General features: G+C 74.3%; 25 protein-coding genes. 18 read left to right on the forward strand and 7 right to left on the reverse strand.

Annotation, left to right across the window (positions count from 1 at the left end):
- The first annotated feature begins 5 nt into the window (after window positions 1–5).
- Together G5V58_RS05640 and G5V58_RS05645 are read left to right on the forward strand one after the other, a co-directional pair.
- Window positions 6–1,346: a UDP-N-acetylmuramoyl-tripeptide--D-alanyl-D-alanine ligase gene (locus G5V58_RS05640; protein WP_165229606.1), complete on the forward strand. Its 1,341-nt coding sequence runs from the start codon at window positions 6–8 to the stop codon at window positions 1,344–1,346.
- 11 nt (window positions 1,347–1,357) lie between these two features.
- On the forward strand, window positions 1,358–2,473 hold the full coding sequence (locus tag G5V58_RS05645; RefSeq protein WP_165229609.1) for a D-alanine--D-alanine ligase family protein: 1,116 nt from the start codon (window positions 1,358–1,360) through the stop codon (window positions 2,471–2,473).
- Here the strand turns inward: G5V58_RS05645 and G5V58_RS05650 are convergent.
- Window positions 2,470–3,438, reverse strand: a complete 969-nt coding sequence (locus G5V58_RS05650) for a D-alanine--D-alanine ligase family protein (RefSeq protein ID WP_165229612.1) — start codon at window positions 3,436–3,438, stop codon at window positions 2,470–2,472. The two genes, G5V58_RS05645 and G5V58_RS05650, sit on opposite strands and share 4 nt — an antisense overlap.
- Window positions 3,439–3,502: 64 nt before the next feature.
- Window positions 3,503–3,739, reverse strand: a complete 237-nt coding sequence (locus G5V58_RS05655; RefSeq protein WP_160874186.1) for an Lrp/AsnC family transcriptional regulator — start codon at window positions 3,737–3,739, stop codon at window positions 3,503–3,505.
- Between the two features lie 120 nt (window positions 3,740–3,859).
- Here G5V58_RS05655 and G5V58_RS05660 point away from each other — a divergent pair, with 120 nt between their 5' ends.
- Window positions 3,860–4,810: a thiamine-phosphate kinase gene (locus G5V58_RS05660; RefSeq protein WP_165229615.1), complete on the forward strand. Its 951-nt coding sequence runs from the start codon at window positions 3,860–3,862 to the stop codon at window positions 4,808–4,810.
- A gap of 57 nt (window positions 4,811–4,867) precedes the next feature.
- On the opposite strand, the gene rpmB is transcribed toward G5V58_RS05660, so the two are convergent.
- On the reverse strand, window positions 4,868–5,053 hold the full coding sequence (gene rpmB, locus G5V58_RS05665; protein WP_165229619.1) for a 50S ribosomal protein L28: 186 nt from the start codon (window positions 5,051–5,053) through the stop codon (window positions 4,868–4,870).
- Between the two features lie 136 nt (window positions 5,054–5,189).
- On the opposite strand from rpmB, the gene G5V58_RS05670 reads away from it, so the two are divergent.
- The 11 genes from G5V58_RS05670 to G5V58_RS05720 all read left to right on the forward strand — a co-directional run bounded on the left by G5V58_RS05670 (window position 5,190) and on the right by G5V58_RS05720 (window position 14,968).
- Window positions 5,190–6,821 carry a DAK2 domain-containing protein gene (locus G5V58_RS05670; RefSeq protein WP_230487109.1) on the forward strand — a complete coding sequence of 544 codons (1,632 nt, stop codon included), beginning with the start codon at window positions 5,190–5,192 and terminating at the stop codon, window positions 6,819–6,821.
- 23 nt (window positions 6,822–6,844) lie between these two features.
- Window positions 6,845–9,097 carry an ATP-dependent DNA helicase RecG gene (locus G5V58_RS05675; protein WP_165229625.1) on the forward strand — a complete coding sequence of 751 codons (2,253 nt, stop codon included), beginning with the start codon at window positions 6,845–6,847 and terminating at the stop codon, window positions 9,095–9,097.
- 12 nt (window positions 9,098–9,109) lie between these two features.
- Window positions 9,110–9,670 carry a 16S rRNA (guanine(966)-N(2))-methyltransferase RsmD gene (gene rsmD / locus G5V58_RS05680; protein WP_165229628.1) on the forward strand — a complete coding sequence of 187 codons (561 nt, stop codon included), beginning with the start codon at window positions 9,110–9,112 and terminating at the stop codon, window positions 9,668–9,670.
- Entirely contained in the window at window positions 9,667–10,149 is a 483-nt protein-coding gene (gene coaD / locus G5V58_RS05685; RefSeq protein WP_165229631.1) for a pantetheine-phosphate adenylyltransferase, read from the forward strand. Before rsmD ends, coaD begins: the two co-directional genes overlap by 4 nt.
- Window positions 10,150–10,423: 274 nt before the next feature.
- The gene (locus tag G5V58_RS05690; protein ID WP_456237797.1) at window positions 10,424–10,798 is read left to right on the forward strand and encodes a YceD family protein; all 375 of its coding nucleotides are present in this window, start codon (window positions 10,424–10,426) and stop codon (window positions 10,796–10,798) included.
- A gap of 13 nt (window positions 10,799–10,811) precedes the next feature.
- Entirely contained in the window at window positions 10,812–10,997 is a 186-nt protein-coding gene (rpmF, locus tag G5V58_RS05695) for a 50S ribosomal protein L32 (protein WP_165229635.1), read from the forward strand.
- Window positions 10,998–11,005: 8 nt separating this feature from the next.
- On the forward strand, window positions 11,006–11,755 hold the full coding sequence (rnc, locus tag G5V58_RS05700; RefSeq protein WP_230487111.1) for a ribonuclease III: 750 nt from the start codon (window positions 11,006–11,008) through the stop codon (window positions 11,753–11,755).
- Between the two features lie 4 nt (window positions 11,756–11,759).
- Entirely contained in the window at window positions 11,760–12,647 is an 888-nt protein-coding gene (gene mutM, locus G5V58_RS05705; protein WP_165229638.1) for a bifunctional DNA-formamidopyrimidine glycosylase/DNA-(apurinic or apyrimidinic site) lyase, read from the forward strand.
- 145 nt (window positions 12,648–12,792) lie between these two features.
- Window positions 12,793–12,999 (forward strand): hypothetical protein, encoded by a 207-nt coding sequence (locus G5V58_RS05710; RefSeq protein ID WP_165229641.1) that lies wholly within the window; start codon window positions 12,793–12,795, stop codon window positions 12,997–12,999.
- 68 nt (window positions 13,000–13,067) lie between these two features.
- Entirely contained in the window at window positions 13,068–14,336 is a 1,269-nt protein-coding gene (locus G5V58_RS05715; protein ID WP_165229644.1) for an MFS transporter, read from the forward strand.
- Between the two features lie 5 nt (window positions 14,337–14,341).
- Window positions 14,342–14,968: an FMN-binding negative transcriptional regulator gene (locus tag G5V58_RS05720; protein WP_165229647.1), complete on the forward strand. Its 627-nt coding sequence runs from the start codon at window positions 14,342–14,344 to the stop codon at window positions 14,966–14,968.
- On the opposite strand, the gene G5V58_RS05725 is transcribed toward G5V58_RS05720, so the two are convergent.
- Together G5V58_RS05725 and G5V58_RS05730 are read right to left on the reverse strand one after the other, a co-directional pair.
- Entirely contained in the window at window positions 14,965–15,588 is a 624-nt protein-coding gene (locus tag G5V58_RS05725) for a phosphotransferase (protein ID WP_165229650.1), read from the reverse strand. The two genes, G5V58_RS05720 and G5V58_RS05725, sit on opposite strands and share 4 nt — an antisense overlap.
- Window positions 15,589–15,598: 10 nt before the next feature.
- Window positions 15,599–17,041, reverse strand: a complete 1,443-nt coding sequence (locus tag G5V58_RS05730) for an MFS transporter (protein ID WP_230487112.1) — start codon at window positions 17,039–17,041, stop codon at window positions 15,599–15,601.
- 50 nt (window positions 17,042–17,091) lie between these two features.
- On the opposite strand from G5V58_RS05730, the gene G5V58_RS26810 reads away from it, so the two are divergent.
- The 4 genes from G5V58_RS26810 (at window position 17,092) to ftsY (ending at window position 23,100) form a co-directional block, all read left to right on the forward strand.
- Entirely contained in the window at window positions 17,092–17,886 is a 795-nt protein-coding gene (locus G5V58_RS26810; RefSeq protein ID WP_165229653.1) for a TetR/AcrR family transcriptional regulator, read from the forward strand.
- Window positions 17,887–17,950: 64 nt separating this feature from the next.
- Window positions 17,951–21,505 (forward strand): chromosome segregation protein SMC, encoded by a 3,555-nt coding sequence (smc, locus tag G5V58_RS05740; protein WP_165229657.1) that lies wholly within the window; start codon window positions 17,951–17,953, stop codon window positions 21,503–21,505.
- On the forward strand, window positions 21,505–21,948 hold the full coding sequence (locus tag G5V58_RS05745; protein WP_165229660.1) for an acyl-CoA thioesterase: 444 nt from the start codon (window positions 21,505–21,507) through the stop codon (window positions 21,946–21,948). Before smc ends, G5V58_RS05745 begins: the two co-directional genes overlap by 1 nt.
- A gap of 24 nt (window positions 21,949–21,972) precedes the next feature.
- The gene (ftsY, locus tag G5V58_RS05750) at window positions 21,973–23,100 is read left to right on the forward strand and encodes a signal recognition particle-docking protein FtsY (RefSeq protein ID WP_165229663.1); all 1,128 of its coding nucleotides are present in this window, start codon (window positions 21,973–21,975) and stop codon (window positions 23,098–23,100) included.
- Here the strand turns inward: ftsY and G5V58_RS05755 are convergent.
- Both G5V58_RS05755 and G5V58_RS05760 read right to left on the reverse strand, forming a co-directional pair.
- Entirely contained in the window at window positions 23,097–25,088 is a 1,992-nt protein-coding gene (locus tag G5V58_RS05755; protein WP_165229666.1) for a glycosyltransferase family protein, read from the reverse strand. The two genes, ftsY and G5V58_RS05755, sit on opposite strands and share 4 nt — an antisense overlap.
- Window positions 25,081–26,019: a rhamnan synthesis F family protein gene (locus G5V58_RS05760; RefSeq protein WP_165229669.1), complete on the reverse strand. Its 939-nt coding sequence runs from the start codon at window positions 26,017–26,019 to the stop codon at window positions 25,081–25,083. The genes G5V58_RS05755 and G5V58_RS05760 overlap by 8 nt, the downstream gene beginning before the upstream one ends.
- Window positions 26,020–26,026 lie beyond the last annotated feature (7 nt).

Here is a 26,026-nt window from a genome sequence, read left to right on the forward strand (position 1 = left end):
GGGTGGTGATCGCGCTGCCGCTGGAGGTCGTCGCCGAGATCGTCGGCGGTCGGGTCGAGGGGGACGGCGCCGGCGTCGTGGTCGACGGACCGGTGGTCATCGACGGGCGCGAGGCCGGGCCGGGGTCGCTGTTCGTGGCCTTCGTGGGCGAGCGCACCGACGGTCACGAGCACGTGCCGCAGGCCGCCGAGCAGGGCGCGGTCGCGGTCCTCGGGACCCGCGCGACCGGCCTGCCGACCGTGGTGGTCGACGACGCGCAGGACGCGCTGCAACGGCTCGCGGCGCACGTCGTGGCGCACGTGCGGGCAGCGGGCGGGCTGACGGTCTTCGCGCTGACCGGCTCGCAGGGCAAGACCTCGACCAAGGACCTGCTCGCCGCGGTCCTGGGCCAGGCCGGTCCGACGGTGGCCACGCACGGCTCGTTCAACAACGAGCTCGGCATGCCGCTCACCGCGCTGCGGGTCGAGCCGGCCACCCGCTACCTCGTGCTCGAGATGGGCGCGCGCGGCATCGGCCACCTCACCGAGCTGACCGACCTGGTCCGCCCCGACGTCTCGCTGGTGCTGAACGTCGGCACGGCGCACGTGGGCGAGTTCGGCTCCCGCGACGCGATCGCGCAGGCCAAGGGCGAGCTGGTCGAGGCCCTCGACGAGACCGGCACCGCGGTGCTCAACGCCGACGACGAGCGGGTCGCGGCGATGGCCAGCCGGACCCGCGGGCGGGTGGTGACCTTCGGGACCGCCGAGGACGTGGACGTCCGCCTCGAGGGCCTGGAGCTGGACCGGCTCGGCCGGCCGCGCTTCACCCTGGGCGGCGCGCCCGTGACGCTCCAGCTGGTCGGTGCGCACCAGGCGCTCAACGCGGCGGCGGCGGCCGCGGCGGCGCAGGTGGTCGGCGTACCGCTGGCCGACGCCGCGCGGACGCTCAGCGCGGTCACCGGGCTGTCCAAGTGGCGCATGGAGCTGCACGAGCTGCCCAGCGGCGTCGTGCTGCTCAACGACTCCTACAACGCCAACCCCGAGTCGGTCCGCGCCGCGCTCGACGCGCTGGCCTCGCTCGGTGGCGTGCGGCGGCGGATCGCGGTCCTGGGCGAGATGCGCGAGCTGGGTGCGGACAGCGAGGCGGCCCACCGCTCAGTGGGGGAGTACGCCGCGGAGCGGGTCGACGAGCTCCTCGTGGTGGGCCGGGCGGCGGCCGCGGTGCACGCCGGCGGGGGCGGGACGCTGGTCGACGACAACGAGGCCGCGGTCGCCTGGCTGCGCGCGCACCTGCGCGGGGGTGACGCGGTTCTCGTCAAGGCCTCCCGCGGCGCGCGCCTCGACGAGGTGGCCGCCGCGCTTGCGTAGGGTGGATCCCCATGACTGAGCGCAAGGTGCGGGTGGCGCTGCTCTTCGGCGGACGCTCCGGTGAGCACGCGATCTCCGCGGCCACCGCGGCCGGTGTGCTCAAGGCCATCGACCGCGACCGGTACGACGTGGTGCCGGTCGGCATCACCCGCGAGGGCCGCTGGGTGGTCGCCTCCGACGACCCCGCCCTGTGGGAGCTGCGCTCCGACCGGCTGCCCGAGGTCACCGCAGCGGCCGGCTCCGAGGTCGTGCTCGCCACGTCGGCCGACGGACCCCAGCTCCAGGTCCTCGAGGCCGGCGCGGTGCCCGAGGTCCTCGGCCAGGTCGACGTGGTCTTCCCTGTGCTGCACGGCCCGTTCGGCGAGGACGGCACCGTCCAGGGCCTGCTCGAGCTGGCCGACGTCCGCTACGTCGGCTCCGGCGTCCTGGCCTCCGCGGTCGGGATGGACAAGCACTACATGAAGCTGGTCTTCGCCGCGCACGGCCTGCCGGTCGGTCCGTACGTCGTCGTCTCGCCCCGCGACTGGTCGCAGCGCCGCGAGGACGTGCTCACCCGGGTCAAGGCGCTGCAGCCGCCGCTGTTCGTCAAGCCCGCCCGCGCCGGCTCCTCGCTCGGCGTGACCCGCGTCGACGACCTCGCCGACCTCGAGCGCGCGGTCGAGGACGCCCAGGTCCACGACCCCAAGGTGCTGATCGAGGAGGGCGTCGAGGGCCGCGAGATCGAGTGCGCGGTGCTCGGTGGTCACGGAGACGCGGCGCCCCGCGCCTCGGTGGTCGGCGAGATCGTGGTGCAGACCGAGGGCGAGTTCTACGACTTCGAGGCCAAGTACATCGAGGACGACACCGCCCGCCTCGACATCCCGGCCGACGTGCCCGACGCCGTGAGCGAGCGCGTGCGCGAGCTCGCCGTGCTGGCCTTCGAGGCCGTCGGCGCGGAGGGCATCGCGCGGGTCGACACCTTCGTGCAGGCCGACGGGACCGTCGTGCTCAACGAGATCAACACGATGCCCGGCTTCACGCCGATCTCGATGTACCCCAAGCTCTGGGAGGCCTCCGGCGTCCCCTACCCGGAGCTGATCGACGAGCTCATCCAGCTCGCCCTCGAGCGCCGGACCGGCCTCCGCTAGACGGGAGCTCCCGCTTCGATCGCCCGGGCCAGCAGGTCGCGCGCGACCTCGCCGAGCGAGGTGCCGCTGAGGCCGCAGGCAAAGGGGAAGACCGAGGTCTCGGTCGTGCCCGGGGTGATCGCGGTCTCCAGGACGACGAACGAGCCGTCGGCGGAGACGATGAAGTCCGAGCGCGACACGTCGCGCAGGCCGAGGGTGCGGTGGGCCTGGCGGGCGACGTCGCCGAGCCGCTCGATCTGCTCCTGGGGCAGGTCGGGGCGGGTGAGGGAGACGAACTCGGCGGTGTAGCGGGCCGAGAAGTCGAACTCGTGGCCCTTCTCGAACTCGATGGCCACCGGCTCGAGCGAGCGCAGGCCGTCGGCGGTCTCGAGCACCACGACGGACACGTCGACGCCCACGTGGAACCGCTCGACCAGGGCGTCCTCGCAGTAGGCGTAGGTCCCGACCAGCGCGGAGGGCAGCGCGGCCAGCCCGTCGACGCCCGCGACGCCGAGCGTCGAGCCGCCGCGGCTGGGCTTGACCACGACGCGGGTGCCGAGCCGCTGCATGACGAACTCCATGAGGGCGGCGGCCCCGATGTCGCGGAAGGTCTGGGCCGAGAGCCCGACGGAGTCGGGCACGGGGATGCCGTCGCGGCGCAGCAGCTCGCGGGCGGTGCCCTTGTCGTAGGCGACGCGGCAGGCGCGCGAGCGCGAGCCGACGTACGGCATGCCGATGAGCTCGAGGAGGGTCTGGATCTCCCCGTCCTCGCCGAACTGGCCGTGCAGGGCCGGGAGGGCGGCGACGACCTTGTCGTGCTCGAGGGTGTGCAGCAGGTTGCGGTCGAAGTCGTAGGCGTGCGCTTCCACGCCCAGCCCGCGCAGCTCGCGGACCAGGTTGCGTCCCGAGGCCAGCGAGACGTCGCGCTCGTGGCTCAGGCCGCCGGCGATGACCGCGACCGGGCCGGGGAACTCGTCGGCACTCATGCGGCGAAGCCTGTCACAGCACAGCGCCCCGCACCGGTGGGGTGCGGGGCGCTGAGAAGCGGGATCAGATGTGGACGACCGGGCAGGTCAGGGTCCGGGTGATGCCCTCGAGGGTCTGCACCTTGGCCACGACCAGCTTGCCGAGCTCGTCGACGTTGCGGGCCTCGGCGCGCACGATCACGTCGTAGGGGCCGGTGACGTCCTCGGCCATCGTGACGCCCTTGACCTGGGCGATGGCGTTGGCCACCTCGGCGGCCTTGCCGACGTCGGTCTGGATCAGGATGTAGGCCTGCACCACCATGTGCGGAACTCCCTGCTGGCTCAGTGGTCGGGGGAACGCCGCCAACCTACCGTGACCGGGCGGGAGGGGCACAGCCGCCGCCTGTCTCGATCCGGCCCGCGGATCTGGTCTGATGTGGCCATGCCGTTCCCACCCGAGGCCACGCTCGCGGACGTCGGGGAGTTCGCGCTGGTCGCCGAGCTGACCGCCCTGTTCGAGCAGGGCGACCACGTGCTGGTCGGCCCGGGTGACGACGCCGCGGTGCTGCGGGTCAAGCAGGGCCACGTCGTGGTCTCCACCGACCTGCTCGTCGAGGGCCAGCACTTCCGCAACGACTGGGCCGAGGCCGTCGACGTCGGCCACCGGGCCGCGGCCCAGAACCTCTCCGACATCAACGCCATGGGCGGCCGCGCGCACTCCCTGACCATCGGCCTGGGCGCGCCCGCCGACCTGCCGGCCCGGTGGGCGCTCAGCTTCGCCGCCGGGTTCGCCGCGGAGTGCGCGAAGGTCGGCGCCAGCGTCGTCGGGGGCGACCTCACCCGCTGCGACCAGGTCGTCGTCGCGGTCACGGTGCTCGGCGCCTGCAAGCTCACGCCCGTGCGCCGCGGCGGTGCCCGGCCCGGCGATGTCCTCGCGCTGGCCGGCCGCCAGGGCTGGTCGGCCGGCGGGCTGGCCGTGCTCACCCGCGGCTTCCGCTCACCGCGGGCGCTGGTCGAGGCCTACCGCCGGCCCGAGCCGCCGTACGACGCGGGTCCGGCGGCCGCCGAGGCCGGGGCCACGGCCATGATCGACGTCTCCGACGGGCTGCTGGCCGACGCCGGCCACCTGGCCGAGGCCTCGGGCGTCGCGCTCGACGTGCTCAGCGACTCCCTGGAGATCCCCGAGCCGCTGCAGGCCGTCGCGCAGGCCACCGGCGCCGACCCGGTCCGCTACGTCCTGGGCGGCGGCGAGGACCACTCGCTGCTCGCGACGTTCCCCGACGCCGACAGGGTGCCGGACGGCTGGACGGTCATCGGCGCCGTCAGCGAGGGGGAGGGCGTCACCGTCGACGGTGCGGCGTACGACGGCGACGCGGGCTGGACCCACTTCTAGGCCCGAGCAGAAAGGCCGCCACCCCGACGGGGTGACGGCCTCAGCAAGGGGCGGGGGTCAGCGCGAGACCTTGCCCGCCTTCAGGCAGCCGGTGCAGACGTTGAGCCGCTTGGGGGTGCCGTTGATGGTCGCGCGGACCCGCTGGATGTTGGGGTCGAAGCGACGCTTGGTGATCTTGCGCGACCACGGTCGGTTGTTGCCGAAGCCGGGCTTCTTGGCGCAGATGTCGCAGACGGCGGCCATCAGAGGACTCCTGAGTAGTGGATCGAGGCGGTTCGAAGACGGGGGCCCGCTGAGCGGGCAACCAAGGAAGAATATCCGAGAGGTGCGTGAGCGCCCAAACCGCGCGGTCACCCGGGCCACCCCTATTGTGCCCTCCGTGGGCGAACCGGGCACCGTCGGCAGCGGCATCCAGCTGGCCACCGTGCTCCAGTTCGCCGACATCGCGGTGGACGCGCTGGCCGGGGCGCGCGAGGAGATCGACGCGCTCAACGTCTACCCCGTCCCCGACGGCGACACGGGCACGAACCTCTACCTCACCATGGCCGCGGCCCGCGACGCCGTGCGCGCGGCCGACCCGAGCAGCGCGGCCGAGGTGTACGCCGCGTTCACGCGCGGCGCGCTCCTGGGCGCCCGGGGCAACTCGGGCGTGATCCTCAGCGAGATGCTGCGCGCGATCATCCGCCGGATCGCGGCCGCCCGGCCCGACGAGCGCAACGGGGCGGTCATGGTCGACGCCCTGCGGCGGGCCACGGACGCCAGCTACGCCGCGGTCGGCACGCCGGTCGAGGGCACCATGCTCAGCGTCTGCGCCGCTGCGGCCGAGGCGGCCGAGGCGCTGCTGGCCGGCGACCCGACGGTCCGCTCCCGCGACGTGCTGACCACCAGCGCGCGGGCCGCCCGCGAGGCGCTCGCCCGCACGCCCGAGCAGCTCCAGGCGCTCAAGGACGCCGGGGTGGTCGACGCCGGCGGCCGTGGCGTCGTGGTCATCCTGGACGCCGCCGAGACCGCGCTGACCGGACGCCGACCGCCCCGGGTGGCCCACCCGCTCCCGCGGCCGGTCCTGCCCGAGCCGGGCGCGGACCTGGTCGACGGCGGGCCGGCGTACGAGGTGATGTACCTCCTCGACGCCCCTGACGACGCCATCGCCGGGCTCCGCGCGACGCTGGCCGGGCTGGGGGACTCGCTCGTCGTCGTCGGCGGTGAGGGCCTGTGGAACGTCCACGTGCACGTCGACGACGTCGGCGCCGCCATCGAGGCGGGCATCGACGCCGGGCGCCCGCACCGGGTCCGGGTCACCCACTTCGCCGAGCAGGTCGCGGCCCGCGAGCCGAGGCGGCGCACCGGTCGGGCCATCGTGGCGGTGGCCGCGGGACCGGGGCTGGCGCAGCTGTTCGAGGAGGCCGGCGCGGTCGTGGTCCGCGGCGGCCCACGCAACCGCCCGTCGACCGGGATGCTGCTCGAGGCCATCGAGCAGTCCGGCGCGCAGGAGGTCGTGGTCCTGCCCAACGACCCCGACTCGGTCCGGGCCGCCCAGGTCGCGGCCAGCACGGCCGAGACCGACCACGGCGTCCGCGTCGCGGTGCTGCCGACCACGGCGCAGGTCGAGGGCCTGGCCGCGCTGGCCGTGCACGAGCCCGGGCGGACCTTCGACCAGGACGTGCTGGAGATGACCGCGACGGCCCGGCACGCCCGGCAGGGCGGCGTCACCATCGCGGCCCGGCAGGCCATGACCATGGCCGGGCCGTGCGAGCCCGGCGACGTCCTCGGCATCATCGGTGGCGACTTCGTGGCGGTCGGCGACGACCTCACCGCGGTGGCCCAGGACGTGCTGGGCCGGCTGCTCGGCGGCGGCGGCGAGATGGTCACCCTCGTCTCGGGCGCCGAGGACGCCGGCGGTGCGCTGGCCCAGGCGTGCGCCTCCTGGCTGGAGGAGCGGCACCCGACTGTCGACGTCGTGGTGTACGACGGGGGGCAGGAGCGCTACCCGCTGCTGGTGGCCGTCGAGTAGTCGTCGAGGAGGGAGCAGAGCACGTGATCGACCTCGACTCGCCCGTCGAGACGGTCCTCGGCGAGCCCAAGGAGAAGAAGGGCCGCACCCGCAACGAGCGGATCGTCGAGGGACTCGGCATCGAGACCGTCGGCGACCTGCTGCACCACTTCCCGCGGCGCTACGTCGAGACCGGGCAGCTCACCGCGCTCGACGAGCTCGAGAAGGGCCAGTTCCTGACCCTGGTCGGCGAGATCGCCAGCTCGCGGGTCAACACCTACATGGACCGCCGGACCCGCCGCACGGCGTACCGCCTGGACGCGGTGCTGCGCACCGACGGCCCGAGCCTGCGGATGTCGTTCTTCGCCAAGAACAAGGGCGTGGCCGACTGGCAGGCCGGCCGGCTGCGGCCGGGGCGGCGGGGGCTGTTCCTCGGCCAGGCCGACACCTTCCGCGGCGAGTGGCAGCTGACCAACCCGCAGATGGTGCTGTTCGGCGCCGACGACGAGGTGCCCGACCCCGACGCCCAGCTGAGCCTGGAGTCGATCGGTGCGTTCTACCCCATCTACCCGCTGACCCGCGGCGTGGAGTCGTGGGACCTGCAGCGCGCGATCTCCTTCGCTCGGCAGGTGGTCGAGGAGGTCCCCGACACCATCCCCGAGGCGGTGCGGGCCGAGCACCGGGTCCTGCCCGCGCGCGACGCCCTCGACCGGATCCACCAGCCCGACTCGTGGGGTGACATCACCTCGGCGCAGCGCCGCTACCGCTTCGAGGAGGCCCTGGTCACCCAGCTGGTCCTGGGCCGGCGCCGCCGCGCGGTGCGGGCGATGGGGGCGCGGCCGCGCGACGGCGGCCAGGGCGACCTGCTGGCGTCCTTCGACGCGAGCCTGCCGTTCACGCTGACCCGCGGCCAGGAGGAGGTCGGCGCCCAGGTCGAGCACGACCTGGCCCAGCCGCACCCGATGAACCGCCTGCTCCAGGGCGAGGTCGGCTCCGGCAAGACCCTGGTCGCGCTGCGGGCCATGCTTCGGGTCGTCGACTCCGGCGGGCAGGCCGCGCTGCTCGCGCCCACCGAGGTCCTCGCCCAGCAGCACCACCGCTCGATCACCGCCATGCTCGGCGACCTCGCCGGCGGCGCGCTGATGGGCGGCACGACCGTCGAGCTGCTCACCGGCTCGATGACCAAGGCCCAGCGCACCGAGCCGCTCTCGCGTCTCGCGGTGGGCGAGGCCGGGATCGTCATCGGCACCCACGCCCTGCTGGAGGAGCAGGTGCAGTTCTTCGACCTCGGCCTGGTCGTCGTCGACGAGCAGCACCGCTTCGGCGTCGAGCAGCGCGCCGCGCTCACCGACAAGGCCGGCACCCCTCCCCACGTGCTGGTCATGACCGCGACCCCGATCCCGCGCACCGTCGCGATGACGGTCTTTGGCGACCTCGAGGTCTCCACCCTCTCCGAGCTGCCCGCCGGCCGCGCGCCCATCCAGACCAACGTCGTACCCCTCGCCGAGCAGCCGCAGTGGATCTCCCGGGTGTGGCAGCGGGTGCGCGAGGAGGTCGAGAAGGGCCACCAGGCCTACGTCGTCTGCCCGCGCATCACCGGCGACGAGCTGGAGCAGGGCGAGGCCGACCCGGCCTACGACGACGCGGACGAGGACGCGCCGTCCGCCCCGGCGCCCACGGTGCACGGCCTCACCGCGGTGACCGACCTGGCCGAGGAGCTGACCGGAGGTGCGCTCGCCGGCCTGCCCATCGGCGTCCTGCACGGCAAGCTGCCGCCGGAGGAGAAGGACCGCACCATGCGGGCATTCGCCGCCGGCGAGCTCGACGTGCTCGTCTCCACCACGGTCATCGAGGTCGGCGTCGACGTCGCCAACGCCACCACGATGGTGCTCATGGACGCCGAGCGGTTCGGCATCTCCCAGCTCCACCAGCTCCGCGGCCGCGTCGGCCGCGGCGGCCTGCCCGGCCTGTGCCTGCTCGTCTCCCGCGCCGACGTGGGCACGCCGGCCCGCGACCGGCTCGACGCCGTGGCCGGCACCACCGACGGCTTCGAGCTGTCCCGCGTCGACCTCGAGCAGCGCCGCGAGGGCGACGTCCTGGGCCGCTCCCAGTCGGGCTTCCGCTCCACGCTGCAGAATCTCCGCGTGCTGCGCGACGAGAAGACGATCCTCGAGGCCCGCGGCGCCGCCGAGGCCCTGTTGGACGACGACCCCGACCTCGCCGCCCACCCGCTCCTGCGCGACGTCGTCACCCAGATGGAGGATTCGGCCCACGCCGACTTCATCGAGAAGTCCTAGGCTCGCGACCACATGACGCGCATCATCGGGGGCCACGCCGGGGGACGGCGGCTGAGTGCCCCCACGGGGCAGCACACCCGGCCCACCACCGACCGGGTGCGCGAGGCCCTGTTCTCCTCCATCGAGGCGTGGTGCGGGTCGCTGCAGGGCCTGCGCTTCCTCGACCTGTACGCCGGCTCGGGCGCGGTCGGCCTGGAGGCCTGGTCGCGCGGGGCAGGGGTGGTGACGCTGGTGGAGTCCGACCGGCGCACGGCCCGGCTGATCGGCGAGAACGCCCGGGCTCTGGGCTTCGCCAAGGCCGACGTGGTCGGGGGAGCGGTGTCGACGGCGCTTGGCCGCCCGCCGTCCGCGCCGTACGACGTGGCCTTCCTCGACCCGCCGTACCCCCTCGAGGAGCCGCGGCTGGCCGCGGACCTGCAGAACCTCGCGGGCCACGGCTGGCTGGTGCCGGGGGCGATGGTGGTGGTGGAGCGGTCCTCGCGCAGCCCGGAGCCGACGTGGCCGGCGGGGATCGAGGCCGAGCGCAGCCGCAAGTACGGCGAGACCACGCTTTGGTACGGTCACGCGCTGTGACGCGAGCGGTCTGCCCGGGCTCCTTCGACCCGGTGACCCACGGGCACGTGGACATCTTCCGGCGCGCGGCCGGGCTGTTCGACGAGGTGGTCGTGGCGGTCGGCGTCAACGCCTCCAAGAACCGGCTGTTCACGCCCGAGGAGCGGGTGGCGATGCTGGAGCAGGCCACCGCGGAGCTGCCCAACGTGCGCGTGGCCGGGTTCACCGGCCTGCTGACCGCGTTCTGCCAGGAGCAGGGGGCGCAGGCCATCGTCAAGGGACTGCGGGGGGCGGGGGACTACGAGTACGAGCTGCCGATGGCGCAGATGAACGCCTCGCTCACGGGGGTGGAGACCGTCTTCGTGCCCACCAGTGCCCAGTGGGGCTTCGTCTCCTCCAGCCTGGTCAAGGAGGTCGCGGCCTTCGGGGGCGACGTGGCGGCGTACGTCCCGGACTTCGTGCTGGGCCCGCTGACCGAGCGTCTGGCGGCCCGCGGCTGACCTGCGCAGACGCGGACCGGGCCGCGGTTTGGTCGTCTCCGGGCCCGCCGCGTACGATTCTCGATTGGATCTGTCTGACCGGAACCGGAAAGTGACGTCGAACAAACTGGACCCGAGAGCGCCGCTCGTGCTCGACACACGCGAGCTCGGCCGCCGCCCGGGGTCCCAGCGTGAGGTGTCGCGGACGGTTCCGGCGCCGGCGGATCTGGGCATCGAAGTCCTCCGTGTCCCCGAGGGGTCGCCGGTCGAACTGGACCTGCGCCTCGAGGCGGTCATGGAGGGGGTGCTGGTCACCGGGACGGCGCAGGCCTCGCTGGAAGGCGAGTGCGTGCGCTGCTTGGAGCCGATCACCGACGAGGTGACGGTGAACTTCCAGGAGCTCTACGTCTACGAGGACCACGCCCTGCCCCCTTCCGAGGGGGAGGACGACGAGGTCAGCACGCTCCGGGACGACCTGGTCGACCTGGAGCCCCTGCTGCGGGACGCGGTGGTGCTCGCACTGCCGTTCCAGCCCCTGTGCCAGGACGACTGTCCCGGCCTGTGCCCCGAGTGCGGTGCACGCCTGGCCGACGACCCCGACCACACGCACGAGGCGCCCATCGACCCGCGGTGGGCGGCGCTGACCGAGCTCCAGACCGAGCAGAACTGAGAGAGAGAAACAGATGGCTGTCCCGAAGCGGAAGATGTCGCGCAGCAACACCCGCCACCGCCGCTCGGCCTGGAAGACCACCGCGCCGACCCTGGTGACCTGCGCCAACCCCGCCTGCGGCGCCCAGCACCTGCCGCACCGCGCGTGCGGCAACTGCGGCCAGTACGGCGCGCGCAACGACCGTCGTCAGGTCCTCTGACCCCGCGCTTGTCCGACTACGCGCAGCTCCGCGCCGCGCTCGGGGAGCCGGTCCTGCACCCCGAGCTGCTGGACCGCGCCCTGACGCACCGGTCCTACGCCTACGAGAACGGCGGACTGCCGACCAACGAGCGCCTGGAGTTCCTGGGTGACTCGGTGCTCGGCGTCGTCGTCACCGAGACGCTCTACACCACCCACCCGGACCTCTCCGAGGGCCGGCTGGCCAAGCTGCGCGCGGCCGTGGTCAACGCCCGCGCGCTGGCCGAGGTGGCCCGCACCATCGGCCTCGGCGAGCACCTCATGCTCGGCCGCGGCGAGGAGACCACCGGCGGTCGCGGCAAGGCCTCGATCCTCTCCGACACCGTCGAGGCGGTGATCGGCGCGGTGCACCTCAGCGGCGGCATCGAGGAGTCCGCCAAGGTCGTCCACCGGCTCTTCGACCCGCTCATCGAGGCCGCCTCGGCCCTGGGCGCCGGCCTGGACTGGAAGACCTCGCTCCAGGAGCTGGCCGCCGAGCACAGCCTCGGGGTCCCGGAGTACGTCATCGCCGACGAGGGCCCGGACCACATGAAGGTCTTCACCGCCCAGGTGAAGGTGGCCGCCGTGCTCTACGGCAACGGCGTCGGCCGCTCCAAGAAGGAGGCCGAGCAGGCCGCGGCCGAGACGGCGTACGGCGAGATCGCCGCCGGCCTCGGCGTCGCGGACCCGGTCGAGCAGGCCGCCGAGCAGGCCGCCGAGCACGCCCCCGAGGACGCCTGACCCGGTGCCCGAGCTCCCCGAGGTCGAGGTCGTCCGCGCCGGCCTCGCCCGGCACGTCCTCGGCGCCACGATCACCTCGGTCGAGGTGCTGCACCCGCGGCCGGTGCGCCGCGACCCGCGCGGCCCGGCCGGGTTCGCCGAGGCCCTGACCGGGCGCCGCATCGAGGACGCCCGGCGGCGCGGGAAGTACCTCTGGCTCCCGCTCGACAACGGCGACGCCCTGCTCGGCCACCTCGGGATGAGCGGCCAGCTGCTGGTCCAGCCGCCCGACTCGCCCGCGGAGCGGCACCTGCGGGTCCGGCTGCGGCTCGACGGCGCGGCCGAGGGCCGCGAGCTGCGCTTCGTGGACCAGCGGATGTTCGGCGGGCTGTCGGTCTCCGCCGGCGGCGCCGACCTGCCGCCCGAGATCGCCCACATCGCGCGGGACCCGCTCGACCCGGACTTCGACGACGAGGCCTTCGTGGCCAAGGTGCGCCGGCGGGCCTCGGGCATCAAGCGTCAGCTCCTCGACCAGAACCTCGTCTCCGGCGTCGGCAACATCTACGCCGACGAGGCGCTCTGGCGCGCGCAGATCCACGGCGAGCGACCGGGGGAGCGGCTCACCCGCACCCAGGTCCGCGAGCTGCTCGGCCACGCCCGCGAGGTGATGGGCGAGGCGCTCGGGCAGGGCGGCACGTCCTTCGACGCGCTCTACGTCAACGTCAACGGCGAGTCCGGCTACTTCGACCGCGCGCTGCACGCCTACGGCCGCGAGGGCGAGCCCTGCGACCGGTGCGGCACGCCGGTGCGCCGGGTCGCGTTCATGAACCGGTCGTCGTACTTCTGCCCGGTCTGCCAGCCCGTCCCGCGCCGCCGTCGTACGCCGGTCCGCAGCGTCGTCCCGGCGGAGTGAGGGCAGGTCGACAGGTGCTCCACAGGGGGGTGCCGTCAGATTGACCGGAGCCCCCGCGAGTGGGACTCTTGAAGACGGTCCGGGACCCGGACCGGCACCCGCAGCACCCTCTTCGAACACCCTCGATCCACCGGAAGGTTCACCCATGGCCAAGGCGCTGATCGGCTACCTGAACAGCGACCTGCGCGACCCCCGCCTCACCGCCGAGAACAGCCGGCTGCGTGCGCGGGTCCGTGAGCTGGAGGCCCTCGTGGTCCGGCTCAGCGAGGAGAACGACCGGCTCGTGGCCGCCCGCGCCGCCGAGCTGCTGGTCGACACCGCTCCCCGCGTGCAGGAGATGCAGCCCGCCTGATCCCCAGGCACCACCGCCCCGGAAACCGGGGTGACCGCACGACCGCCTCACGCTAGCGTCCTGACCTCGTGAGCCGGCTGGTCGACGTCCTCGTCCCGCCCCGGCTCGGGACGGGCTTCCGCTGGCTGCTCGCCTCGTCGTGGACCAGCAACATCGGCGACGGCATCTCCCTGGCGGCGGGGCCGCTGCTGGTCGCCTCGCAGACCGACTCGGAGTTCCTGGTCGCGCTGGCCGCGCTGCTGCAGTGGGCGCCGCCGATGGTCTTCGGCCTGTGGGCCGGCGCGCTCACCGACCGTCTCGACCGGCGCCGGATCATCATCGTCGGCTACCTGCTGCGGTTCGCGGTCGTGGCCCTGCTGGCCGCGGCGCTCGCCTTCGACGCGGCCACCATCGTGCTGGTCCTGGTCGCGATGTTCCTGCTCGGCTCGGCCAAGGTCTTCGTGGACAACGCGGCCAGCACCCTGACACCGATGCTGGTCGACCGGGCCGACCTGCCCGTGGCCAACGCCCGGATCACCACCGGGATCATCACCTTCAGCACCCTGGTCGGCCCGCCGATCGGGGCCTTCCTCTTCACCGCCGGCCGCGCCGTCCCGTTCGTCACCGAGGTCCTCGTCGGGCTCCTCGCCGTGCTGCTCATCGGCCAGCTGCGGCTCCCGGCCCACGGCCGCGAGGCGACCGCGGACCGGCGGGTCTGGCACGACATCGTCGAGGGGGTCCGCTGGACCGTCCACCACCCCGCGGTCCGCACGCTCGTGCTGACGATCCTCATCTTCAACGTCACCTTCGGCGCGGCCTGGTCGGTGCTGGTCCTCTACGCCACCGAGCACCTCGGGCTGGGCAGCGTCGGCTTCGGGCTCATCACCACCGTCCAGGCCGTGGGCGGGCTGCTCGGCACCTTCGGCTACGGCTGGCTGACCCGGCGGCTCAGCATGGGCGACCTGATGCGCATCGGCCTGGTCATCGAGACCCTGACGCACCTGGTGCTCGCCGTCACCACGTCGGCGTACGTCGCCATGCCGGTCTTCTTCGTCTTCGGCGCCCACGCCTTCATCTGGGGCACCACCTCGCTCACCATCCGCCAGCGCGCCGTCCCGACCGAGCTGCAGGGCCGGGTCGGCTCGGTCAACGCGCTCGGCACCTACGGCGGGCTCGTCGTCGGCGCCGGCATCGGCGGCGTGCTGGCCCAGCACTGGGGCGTCACGGCGCCGTTCTGGTTCGCCTTCGCCGGGTCCGCCGTCTTCGTCGTGGTCATCTGGGGCCAGCTGCACCACCTGGCCCACTCCGACGAGGGACGGCCGCTGGACGCACCCGCCGCGCCCGCTGAGCCACACTGAGCCCCGTGTACGTCCCTCGCCCCAACGTCCTCGACGACCCGGACGCCGTCCGCGCCCTGGTCCGCGCGGCCGGCACCGCCGAGCTGGTCTCGACCGGCCCGGACGGCTACCCGCTCGCGACCCGGCTGCCCGTGGTCTGGGACGGCGACCGGCTGGTCATGCACCTCGCCCGTGCCAACCCGCACTGGCGCGCGGTGCCCGCCGACGACGCCGTCCCCGCCCTCGCCGTGGTCACCGGACCGGAGGCCTACGTCTCGCCGGGGTGGTACGCCACCAAGGCCGAGCACGGCCGGGTCGTGCCGACGTGGAACTACTCCGCCGTCCACCTCACCGGCCGGCTCCGCCGCCACGAGGACCCCGACTGGCTGCGCGAGGCGGTCACGCTCCTCACCGACCTCCACGAGGGGCAGCGCGCCGAGCCCTGGGCCGTGACCGACGCGCCCGCGGCGTACGTCGACCAGCAGCTGCGCGGCATCGTCGGCCTGGAGCTCGAGGTCGAGCGGGTCGAGGCCAAGGCCAAGCTGAGCCAGAACCGCTCCGCGGAGGACCGCGCCGGCGTGGTCGCCGGGCTGCGCGCCGAGGGCGGCCCGCGCGAGGCGCTGGTGGCCGACGCGATGGACCGGCGGGCCTAGGGCGAGGCGGCCAGGGCCACCGTCTGCGCCATCAGCCGCCGCTCGTCGGCGGTGGTGTGCGGCGTGGACAGGCGCAGGGCGGCGGCCTCGTCGAGGTGGTCGGCGTACGGCGCGGGCGCGACGGCGGCGTACGCCGTGAGCAGGTCGCGGGCCTCGGGGACCTCCCCGGTGAGGGCCACGCCGGCCAGGATCAGCGCGGACATGGCCACGTCGAGGCCGGGCGGGCCGGGCCGGGCGTTGGTCCAGTCGATGACGACCGGGCCGCTCGGGCCGACCAGGACGTTCAGCGGGTGCAGGTCGAGGTGGAGCAGCGGCTCGCCGCCGGGCCAGCGGAGGGCGTGCAGGCGGGCCTGGAGGTCGGCCTGGGTGGCGGCGGCCTCCGCGACGGTCACCTCGCCGGCGAAGAGCTGCTCGCCGAGGGTGGGACCGGCCACGCGCGCCATCACGATGCGCGGCCCCTCCCAGCCGAAGACCTCGGGCACGGGGTAGCCCAGCGCGTGCAGCCGCCGGATGAGCGTGGCCTCGGCCTCGGCCGGGCGCCCGTCGGTGTAGGCCCGGGCCACCCGGCCGTCGTCGAGGAGGAACACCTCGCAGTCCCGACCGCTCGCCAGCAGCTCCACGCGTCCGAACCTAGGCCAGCTCCGCGCCCTCGCGCGCCTCGCGGGGGAGCAGGAAGGCCACCAGGAACGCCACGGCGTAGCAGGCCAGGCTGACCCACAGCACGCCCTGGGTGGCGCGGCTCCACCCGTCGTGGGGCAGCCACTGGAAGAACAGCGTGCCGACGATCGCGACGCCCAGGGCGCCGGAGAACTGCTGGGCGGCGTTGAGGACACCCGAGCCGGTGCCGACCTCCTGGTCGCCGAGGTCGGCCAGGATGATGTCGAAGAGCGGGGCGAAGATCGCGCCGGAGCCCAGGCCGGCCACGAACAGGGCGGGGGCGAGGTCCCAGCCGCTCGCCGCCGTGCCGTGGCGGTCGATGGTCCACCACAGCGCGAGCATGCCGAGGCCGATGACCAGGAGCCCGCCGTGCAGCACCCGCCGCCCGAAGCGCGGGCCGAGCGCGGCGCCGGAGCTGGCCGCGCCGATGGCCAGGCCGACGGCGAGCGGGGTCATCGCGATGCCGGTGTGCATCGGCGTGAAGCCCAGGCCGACCTGGATGAACAGGTTGACGATGAGCATCACGCCGTTCATGGCCACGAAGAACGCCGCGAGGAAGACCACGCCGGCCACGAAGCCCCGGTTGCGCAACAGCGAGCGCTCGATGACCGGGTGCTCGCTGAGCCGCTCGGAGACCACGAACGCCGCGAAGAGCAGCGCGGCCGCGGCGATCAGCACGAAGCACCACGCCGGCCAGCCCTCCTCGCGGCCCTGCACGAGCGGGTAGATGAGCAGTGCCGAGGCGCCGGCCAGCAGCAGCGAGCCGCGCACGTCGAGGCGCTGGTCGCGGTCCCGGGGGACGTCGGGCAGGTAGCGCGCGGCCAGCACGGTGCCGACCACGCCGACCGGCACGTTGACGAGGAAGATCAGCCGCCAGCCGCTGCCGAACAGGTCGGCGTCGATGAGGAAGCCGGCCAGGATCGGCCCGAGCACCGCCGCCAGGCCCATGACCGGGCCGAAGGGGATGAACGCCTTCTGCAGGTCGTCGGGGTGGAAGGACTGCTTCACCATGGCCAGCCCCTGCGGGATCATCACCGCGCCGAACGCGCCCTGCAGCACCCGGAACGCGATGAGGGCACCGGCGGTCGGGGCCAGCCCGGACAGCAGCGAGGCCACGGTGAAGCCGGCCATGCCGATGAGGAACATCCGCCGCCGCCCGACCAGGTCGCCGGCGCGGGCGGAGACGACGAGCCCGACCGCGAAGGCGGTGGTGTATGCCGCGAGCACCCACTGCAGGGTGCTCTCGCTCCCGCCCAGGTCGGCCCGGATGGAGGGCCCGGCCAGGTTGGCGATGGTGGCGTCCAGCAGGTCCATGACGTCAGCGGCGATGACGACGGCCATGACCATCCAGCGGTAGCGGTAGCCGCGACCCGCGGCGGGGGTGACGCTGGTTGTCGAACGGTGTTCGTTGTTCACGAACGGTGTTCTACAACCGAACGGTGTTCGTGGTCAAGTAGGGTGTCGGGGTGAGCACGGACCGGGAGCGCACCTGGCAGGCCGGCCCGGTCCGGGTCCGCGTGACGCTGCCGCCGGGCAAGCAGCCGGAGCCGCGCAAGGCGCCCCTCACCCTGGACCGCATCGTCGACGCGGCCATGGCGTTGATGAAGCGCGACGGCTACGACCGCGTCTCCATGCGGTCCCTGGCCCGCGAGCTCGACACCGGGCCGGCCTCGCTCTACGCCCACGTGGCCAACAAGGACGAGCTCGACCAGCACGTCGTGGACCGGATCTCCCGGCTGCTCGACGTACCCGAGCCGGACCCGGAGCGGTGGCAGGAGCAGCTCAAGCAGGTGATGCGCGACATGCGCCGGCTCTACCGCGAGCACCCGGGATCGGCCCGGGCGGCGATGGGCATGATCCCGTCGATGGACGGCGGCCTGCGGGCGGCCGACGCGATGATGGCCATCGCGCTGGCGGGCGGCATCACCCCGCAGGCGGCGGCCTGGTTCTGCGACATCTGCGCGGCGTTCGTGGGGGCGGTGGCCTACGAGGAGACGGTGTGGACCACGCGGGAGAACTCGACCCCAGCAGGCGAGGGAGACCGACCACGAGGCCGTCGACGAGCAGCTCCGGGCCTTCGTGGAGGGGATGGGCGACCGGTTCCCGGTCCTGGCGAAATACGTCGTGGAGCTGACCGCGGGCAGCGGGGACGAGCGGTTCGACTTCGGCGTGGAGATGCTCGTCAGCGGCCTGGCGGCCGTTTCGGAGAACTACCGCTGAACACGCCCGCAATTCGCGGCCCTGGGGGTGGGCGCCGGTAGGGTTCGGCAGAGCTGAGCTTCCCCCGCGTCAGCTGGTGTTGTCGTCATCTGCGAGGGAGCCCCCGTGTACCTGAAGAGCCTGACCCTCAAGGGGTTCAAGTCCTTCGCCTCCTCGACCACGCTCCAGCTCGAGCCGGGCATCACCTGCATCGTCGGCCCCAACGGCTCGGGCAAGTCCAACGTGGTCGACGCGCTGGCCTGGGTCATGGGCGAGGCCAGCGCCAAGTCGCTGCGCGGCGGCAAGATGGACGACGTCATCTTCGCCGGCACCTCCGGCCGCCCGCCCCTCGGCCGGGCCGAGGTGCTGCTGACCATCGACAACACCGACGGCGCGCTGCCGATCGAGTACTCCGAGGTCACGATCAGCCGGACCATGTTCCGCGCCGGCGGCTCGGAGTACGCCATCAACGGCACCCCCTGCCGGCTGCTCGACGTCCAGGAGCTGCTGAGCGACTCCGGCATCGGCCGCGAGATGCACGTGATCGTCGGTCAGGGCCAGCTCGACCAGATCCTGCACGCCACGCCGGAGGACCGCCGCGGCTTCGTGGAGGAGGCCGCCGGCGTCCTCAAGCACCGCAAGCGCAAGGAGAAGGCGCTCCGCAAGCTCGACGCCTGCGAGGGCAACCTCACCCGCCTCGGCGACCTGCTCACCGAGATCCGCCGCCAGCTCAAGCCGCTGGGCCGCCAGGCCGAGGTGGCCCGTCGCGCCGCCGGCGTCCAGGCCGCGGTGCGCGACGCCAAGGCGCGGCTGGTGGCCGACGACCTGGTCACCGCCCGCGGGGCGCTGGAGCAGGAGCTGGCCGACGAGAGCGTGCTGCTCACCCGGCGCCAGGAGGTCGAGGGCGCCCAGGCCCAGGCCATCGAGCGCGAGAGCGCGCTCGAGGCCGCGCTGCGCGAGGACCTGCCGGCGCTGGCCCAGGCCCAGGAGACCTGGTTCGCGCTGTCCGGGCTGCGCGAGCGGCTGCGCGGCACGGCCTCGCTGGCCGCCGAGCGGGTCCGCAACGCCGAGGGCGTGTCCACCGGCGAGGTCGGCTCCGGCCGTGACCCCGAGGCGCTCGAGGCGGAGGCCGTGCAGGTCTCGGCCCAGGAGCAGGCCATCGAGGCCGAGGTCGAGCAGCACCGCGGCACCCTCGAGCAGGCCGTCACCGCCCGGCGCACCGCCGAGGACGCCGTGGCCGAGGAGGAGCGCCGGGTCGCCGGCCAGCAGCGCGCCGCGGCCGATCGCCGCGAGGGCATGGCCCGGCTCATCGGCCAGGTCAACGCCCTGCGCTCGCGGGCCGCGGCCGCCGACGACGAGATCGGCCGGCTCACCCAGGCCCACGAGGCCGCGCTGGCCCGCGCGGCCCGCGCCCAGCGCGACTTCACCGCCCTGGAGACCCGGGTCGCCGGCCTCGACGCCGGTGAGGAGGGCCTCGACGCCGAGCACGAGGCCGCCGCCCACCAGCTCTCCGACCTCGAGGAGCGGCTGGCCAAGGCCCGCGAGGAGATGCGGCGCGCCGAGAACGACCGCAGCGCACTGGCCGCCCGCAAGGACGCCCTCGAGATCGGCCTCAACCGCAAGGACGGCGCCGGCGCGCTGCTGGCCGCCTCCGACCAGGTCTCCGGGCTGCTCGGCTCGGTGGCCGCGCTGCTCACCGTGCGCAGCGGCTACGAGGCCGCCGTGGCCAGTGCGCTCGGCTCGGCCGCCGACGCGGTCGCGGTAGAGAGCGCCGATGCGGCCGTCGCCGCCGTGGGCCACCTCAAGACCGAGGACCTCGGCCGCGCCGAGCTGCTGCTCGGCTCCGGTCCCGCCCACGACGTGAGCGGCTGGCCCACCCTGCCCGACGGCGCGGCGTACGCCCTCGACGTGCTGTCCTGCCCCGACGAGGTCCGCCCCGCGCTGGCCCGACTGCTCGACCGGATCGCGGTCGTCGACGACCTCGACGCCGCGCGGGGCCTGGTCGCGCGCGACGCCTCGCTCACCGCGGTGACCCGCGACGGCGACCTCCTCGGCGCCCACCTGGCGGCCGGCGGCTCGGCCAGCCAGCCCAGCCTCATCGAGATCCAGGCCGCGGTCGACGAGGCCGCCGCCCAGCTGGCCGAGGCGGTGGCCGCGACCGAGCGGCTCGGCTTCGACACCAGCCGCCTCGAGCGCGAGCGCCACGAGGCCCAGAAGGGCGTCGACGTCGCGCTGGCCAAGCTCCACGAGTCCGACGCGACGCTGGCCGCGGTGGCCGAGGAGCTCGGGCAGTACGGCGCCCAGGCCCGCGCCGCGCGCGGCGAGGCCGAGCGGCTCGAGCGCTCCATCGCCGAGGCCCAGGAGGCCCGGACCAAGGACCTCGAGGGGCTCGGGGAGCTCGAGCAGCGGCTGGCCCGCGCCGAGGAGGAGCCGGAGCTCGAGGACGCCGCCGACGGCCGCGAGGAGCTGGCCGAGGCCGCCCGCGCCGCCCGCCAGGGCGAGATGGACGCGCGCCTCGCGCTGCGCACCGCCGAGGAGCGCGCCCGCGCGCTGCACGGCCGCGCCGACCAGCTGCTGCGCGCCGCCCGCGAGGAGCGCGAGACCCGCGCCCGCGAGCTCGAGCGGCGCCGCCGGCTGCTCCGCGAGGGCGAGCGGGCCCAGGCCGTCGGTGCCGCCGTGCTGGTCGTGCTCGACCGGTTGGACGGCTCCATCGCCCAGGCCGCCGCGGCGCGCGCCGAGGTCGAGCAGGCCCGCAAGGGGCGCGAGGAGGCGCTGCTGGCCGTGCGCAAGCAGCTGCGCGACCTCAACCGCGAGCACGACGAGCTGGTCAACTCCGTCCACCGGGACGAGATGGCCCGCCAGCAGCAGCGGATGCGGATCGAGCAGCTCGAGGAGCGCGCGCTGACCGAGCTCGGCCTCGCCGCCGACGCACTCGTCAGCGAGTACGGCCCGGACCAGCTGGTGCCCTTCGCGGGTGCCGTCGAGGAGGGCGCCGAGGAGCCCGAGCCCACGCCGTTCGTCCGCGAGGAGCAGGCCAAGCGGCTGCGCCAGGCCGAGCGCGAGCTCTCCATGCTCGGCACGGTCAACCCGCTGGCCCTGGAGGAGTTCAGCGCGCTGGAGGAGCGGCACCGCTTCCTCGGCGAGCAGCTCGAGGACCTCCGCAAGACCCGCAAGGACCTCCTCGACATCGTCCGCGAGGTCGACGCCCGCGTCGAGCAGGTCTTCCGCGAGGCCTACCAGGACGTCGAGAAGGCCTTCGACGCGACGTTCGCGCGGCTCTTCCCGGGTGGTGAGGGCCGGCTGGTCCTCACCGACCCCGACGACATGCTCAACACCGGCATCGAGGTCGAGGCCCGCCCGCCGGGCAAGAAGGTCAAGCGGCTCTCGCTGCTCTCCGGCGGCGAGCGCTCGCTGGTCGCGGTGGCCTTCCTGGTGGCGTTGTTCAAGGCCCGCCCGTCGCCGTTCTACATCCTCGACGAGGTCGAGGCCGCGCTCGACGACACCAACCTCGGCCGGCTGCTGGAGATCTACGAGGAGCTCCGCGAGAACTCCCAGCTCCTGGTCATCACCCACCAGAAGCGGACCATGGAGGTCGGCGACGCGCTCTACGGCGTGACCATGCGCGGCGACGGCGTCTCCGCGGTGATCAGCCAGCGGCTGCGCGAGGCGGAAGCCTCCTAGTGCCGCGGGAGCGTCCCACCCGCGACCGCTACGTCCACTGGGAGAGCGTCACCACCCGCTGGGCCGACATCGACGTCTACGGGCACATGAACAACGCCCGCTACTTCGAGCTCATCGACACGGTGGTCAACAACCACCTCGAGCAGGCCACCGGCACCGACATCCGCCGGCTCCCGGCCATCGGGGTGGTGGCCGAGGTCGGCTGCCGCTACTTCGCCGAGGTAGGCTACCCCGCGCCCGTCGAGGTCGGGGTGTACGTCGAGCGCCTGGGCACGTCGTCGGTCACCTACAAGGTGGGGCTCTTCCAGGGCCCCGGCGACCGGGCGGCGGCGGAGGGCACCTTCGTGCACGTCTACGTCGACAACACCGACCCGGCGCGGCCGGTGACGCCGATTCCGGAGGCGATCCGGGCCGTCGTCGCGCCCTTGGTGCGGGAGTCCTGACCCGCTCCTGATTGGATGGTCGGCATGTCCGCTCTGGCGCTGCTGATCCTCATCATCGCCGTCGTCGCCGTGCTGCTGGTCGGCACGGTCGTCGGGTTCCTGGTGCGCGGGCGCAAGCCCGCGCCGCTGCCCAACACCCACACCGACGTCATCGTCACCCCGCCGCCCGCGACGGACGCCGACACCGACGCCCCGCCGGTCGAGGTGAGCGCGCCGCCGGCCACCATCGAGCGGCCCGAGCCCACCGCGACCCGGCTGGTCCGGCTGCGCCAGCGGCTGGCCGGCGCCCAGGGCGGCTTCGGCCGCGGGCTGCTGGCCCTGCTGAGCCGCGACCGGCTCGACGAGGACACCTGGGAGTCCATCGAGGACGTGCTGCTCACCGCCGACCTGGGCGTGCAGCCCACCCAGCAGGTCGTCGAGGGCCTGCGCACCCGGCTGCGGGTCGAAGGTCGGCCCGAGGACGCCCGCACCGCGCTCCGCGAGGAGCTCGTGAAGATCGTGGACCCGTCCATGGACCGCCGCCTCCAGGTCAGCGGCGCCGACGGCAAGCCCGGCGTGGTCCTGGTCGTCGGCGTCAACGGCACCGGCAAGACCACCACCGTCGGCAAGCTGGCCCGCATCCTCGTGGCCGAGGACCGCCGGGTCACCCTCGGCGCGGCCGACACCTTCCGCGCCGCCGCCGTCGACCAGCTGGCCACGTGGGGCGACCGGGTCGGCGTCGAGGTGGTCCGCGGCGCCGAGGCCACCGACCCCGCCAGCGTGGCCTTCGACGCGGTCAAGCACGGCGTGGACGACGGCGTGGACACCGTCATCATCGACACCGCCGGCCGCCTGCAGAACAAGGCCGGCCTCATGGACGAGCTCGGCAAGGTCAAGCGCGTCATCGAGAAGCAGGCCCCCGTCACCGAGGTGCTCCTCGTCATCGACGCCACCACCGGCCAGAACGGCCTCATCCAGGCCCGCGTCTTCTCCGAGGTCGTCGACGTCACCGGCGTCGTCCTGACCAAGCTGGACGGCTCGGCCAAGGGCGGCATCGTCGTCTCGGTCCAGCGCGAGCTCGGCGTCCCCGTCAAGCTCGTGGGCCTCGGCGAGGGCCCCGACGACCTCGCGCCGTTCGACGCCGAGGCGTTCGTGGACGCCCTGCTCGGCTAGCGCAGCCCCAGCACCGCGTCCAGCAGCTCGGCGGCGCGGGCGTCGAAGGAGTGCTCCTGGGCCACGCGCTCAGCGAGCCGGAGCCGCTCGTCGTACGCCGGCCAACCCTGGGGCGCCTCGGCGAGCAGCGGTCCGATCTCGGACGGGTCGGTGAAGGTCCGGACCTGGGTGCCGAAGACCTCCGCGATGCCGGGGACGTCGTCGCTGAGCACCCGCGCGGCGCACGCAGCGGCGTCGAAGAGCCGGTTGGACAGGAACCCTTCGCGCCGCATGTCGCTCCAGTGGTCGTTGAGCACCACGCCGGCCGCCGCGTAGAGGGCGCCGAGGTCGGCGTTCGGGACCTGCGTGCCCGCCACGGGCATCGGTCGCCACCCCGAGCCGTACACCGTCACCTCGACCCCCGCCGCCAGCGCGCCGTCCAGCGCGGGCCGGGCGGCACCGCGGCGGTTGCCGACGAACAGCACCGGAGCCCCGCTGTCCGGCTCGGCCCGCTGGGGATGGAAGAGGGCCACGTCCGTGCACTGCAGGAGGGGCTCGACCGGCAGCCCCCACTCGGCGCTCCGCGTGCGGGACCAGGAGAGGCTGGCTGCCCGCACCAGGTCGTACGCCGCGGCCTCCTCGGCGGCGACGTCCTCGGGGTGGCTGATCACCCAGAGCACGTGCCGCGGGCCCGGCCGCGGGACCACGCGGTCCAGGCCGCGCAGCACCAGCACCACGTCGTCGAGCTCGCGGCTCCACCGCTCGCGAGCGGGCGCCGGGTCGACCGCGACGTGCTGGCCACGCCGCTCCAGGGCGGCGGCCAGTGAGCGGGCGAAGTGCAGGTCGCCCCAGGTCTCGCCCGCGGCGCCGGCCGTCGCTGCGGTGTCGATGGTCCAGCGCAGCCGGCCGGTGCCCTCGACCACGTGCGCGCGGGGCGACGCCTCGGGCGCACGGCCGGAGAACGAGGACCGCGTCCGGTGCCACGCGGGCGAGCCGGGCAGCCCGCCGCTGACCCACGTCATCCGCACCGACGGCTCGAGGACGACCCGGCCGCGCTTGCGCAGGCGCAGTCCGAGCCCCACCTCGTCCAGGGGCGCGAAGCCCCACGCCGCGTCCCAGGCCGCGCGCGGCAGTGCGACGACCGGGGAGAGCAGGGTGGGCACGTCGACGCGGCCGAGGACCTCGGCGTCACGGGGAGCGTGCCCCTGGAGGTGCGAGGCCAGCCCGTCGGCTACGAAGGCCCCGCCGGCGCTCACCACGACGTCGGACCGGTCCACCAGGAGGGGCTGCGCGGCGGCCACGCCGGGGTCGTCGAGCACTCCGGCGAGCCGCACCGCCGCTGCGGCGTCGGGGACCGCGCCCGGTCGCACCAGCACCAGCCGCGAGCCGGCGGCGGCCGCGACCGCGGCGGAGACCCGGTCGGGTCCGTCGTGGCGCAGCACGGGCCGGACGCCGTACGCCGCTGCGACGGTGTCGGCGAGCACCCGGTGGCTGCGCGGGAGCTCGCCGGCGACGGGGACGAGCTCGACGCCGGCCTCGGCGGCCGACCGGATCCAGTTGACGGTGCGGGCCACCTCGGCGCCGACCGGCAGGACCAGGCTCACGCCGCCCGAGCCGGCGGGGACGCTCACCGCGCTGTGCAGCGCGGACAGGGCCAGCTCGCGCAGCCGGCCCAGGGTCAACGCAGGCGAGTCGGCGCGCGCGGGCAGGACCGCGTCGAGCGAGCCGCCGACGTGCTCCAGCCAGGCCGCGGCCGGACCGAGCGGGTGGTTCCGGGCGTGCGGCAGGAGCTCGTCCAGGACGGCCAGCGCGAAGAGCGGATGGGTCGAGCGAGTGCGGTGCTCGGGGTCGGCGAGGTACCACTCGACCGCGCTGCCCGCGCCCCACGGCCGGCCGGGCGCAGCCCAGTCCAGCTCCAGCAGCGGGTGCGGCGACGGGTCGTCGACGCCGACCGCCCGCTGCGCCTCGACCCACTCCGTGTCGACCAGCGACGGGGGCAGGTCAGGCACGGCCGTACTCCACCAGCCGGCGCAGCGGTTGCGCCACCACCGGCACCGGCTGGAGCACCTCGGCCGGTCGGGTCGGGTAGAACCGCGCGGTGTCGGCCAGGAAGCCGCGGACCCCCTCGAAGGCCTCGGGCAGCTCCTGCTCGCAGAGGTCCAGCAGTCGTCCCGCACCGAGGCCGTAGGGGTCGTGGCGCAGCACGTCGATCTTCACGTAGGGCAGCCGCCCGCCGTCGAGGGCGCGGTCGGCGAGCGCGGTGGACGGGTTCCACGGCACCGCTCCACGTTTGCGGAGCAGCGCGACGTCGGCCCGGGTCTTCGGCAGGCCGGTACGGCGCAGCGCCCACCACCGCACCCGGCGACGGGCGGTGCGCCGGTCGACCTCTGTCTCGGTGTAGTACGCCGCCGAGCGCAGTCCGGCCTTGTAGAGGCGACGGCTCAGCCCCACCTCGTGCTGGCGGATGACCTGGGACCGGTCGTCGAGCACGGCCAGCTCACCCCAGAACCTCCGGAACGCCTCGGACTCGATCGCGCTGCGCCGGAAGGTGACGAAGAAGCTCTGCACGTGGTGCTTGACCCGGTCGGTCTCCGTCAGCCCCCAGAAGTCGGCCTCGCGCCCGGCCAGCCGCGCGTACACCGACCGGGCCGCCACCAGCGGGCCCACGTAGGAGTCGTTGGTGATGGTGACCTCGTCGTAGCGCTCGAGGTCGAGCGTCCCCAGGCCCGCCCGGTAGGAGGCGAAGTCGTAGCCGGTGTTCTCCCGCTCGACCAGCCGGCCGACCGAGGAGAGGAAGGTGCGAGCGGCGTCGGTCAGCTCCGCCGTGCTGACGACGACGAGGTCGTCGACGGCCGTGGCGAGCGCCTCGGCCTGCCGGCGGACGTGGGGGCCGACGGCGCCGCGCGGGTCGAAGTGCGCCAGCACCGCCAGTCTCGCCACCGGACCG

The organism is Nocardioides anomalus, from assembly GCF_011046535.1.
Classification (GTDB): Bacteria; Actinomycetota; Actinomycetes; order Propionibacteriales; family Nocardioidaceae; genus Nocardioides; species Nocardioides anomalus.

Bases quoted from the DNA above. Each gene is read 5' to 3' on its own strand.
- G5V58_RS05645 (WP_165229609.1), top strand. From the start codon at position 1,358: ATGACTGAGCGCAAGGTGCGGGTGGCGCTGCTCTTCGGCGGACGCTCC.
- G5V58_RS05650 (WP_165229612.1), bottom strand. From the start codon at position 3,438: ATGAGTGCCGACGAGTTCCCCGGCCCGGTCGCGGTCATCGCCGGCGGC.
- G5V58_RS05655 (WP_160874186.1), bottom strand. From the start codon at position 3,739: ATGGTGGTGCAGGCCTACATCCTGATCCAGACCGACGTCGGCAAGGCC.
- G5V58_RS05660 (WP_165229615.1), top strand. From the start codon at position 3,860: ATGCCGTTCCCACCCGAGGCCACGCTCGCGGACGTCGGGGAGTTCGCG.
- rpmB (WP_165229619.1), bottom strand. From the start codon at position 5,053: ATGGCCGCCGTCTGCGACATCTGCGCCAAGAAGCCCGGCTTCGGCAAC.
- rsmD (WP_165229628.1), top strand. From the start codon at position 9,110: ATGACGCGCATCATCGGGGGCCACGCCGGGGGACGGCGGCTGAGTGCC.
- G5V58_RS05690 (WP_456237797.1), top strand. From the start codon at position 10,424: ATGGAGGGGGTGCTGGTCACCGGGACGGCGCAGGCCTCGCTGGAAGGC.
- rpmF (WP_165229635.1), top strand. From the start codon at position 10,812: ATGGCTGTCCCGAAGCGGAAGATGTCGCGCAGCAACACCCGCCACCGC.
- G5V58_RS05710 (WP_165229641.1), top strand. From the start codon at position 12,793: ATGGCCAAGGCGCTGATCGGCTACCTGAACAGCGACCTGCGCGACCCC.
- ftsY (WP_165229663.1), top strand. From the start codon at position 21,973: ATGTCCGCTCTGGCGCTGCTGATCCTCATCATCGCCGTCGTCGCCGTG.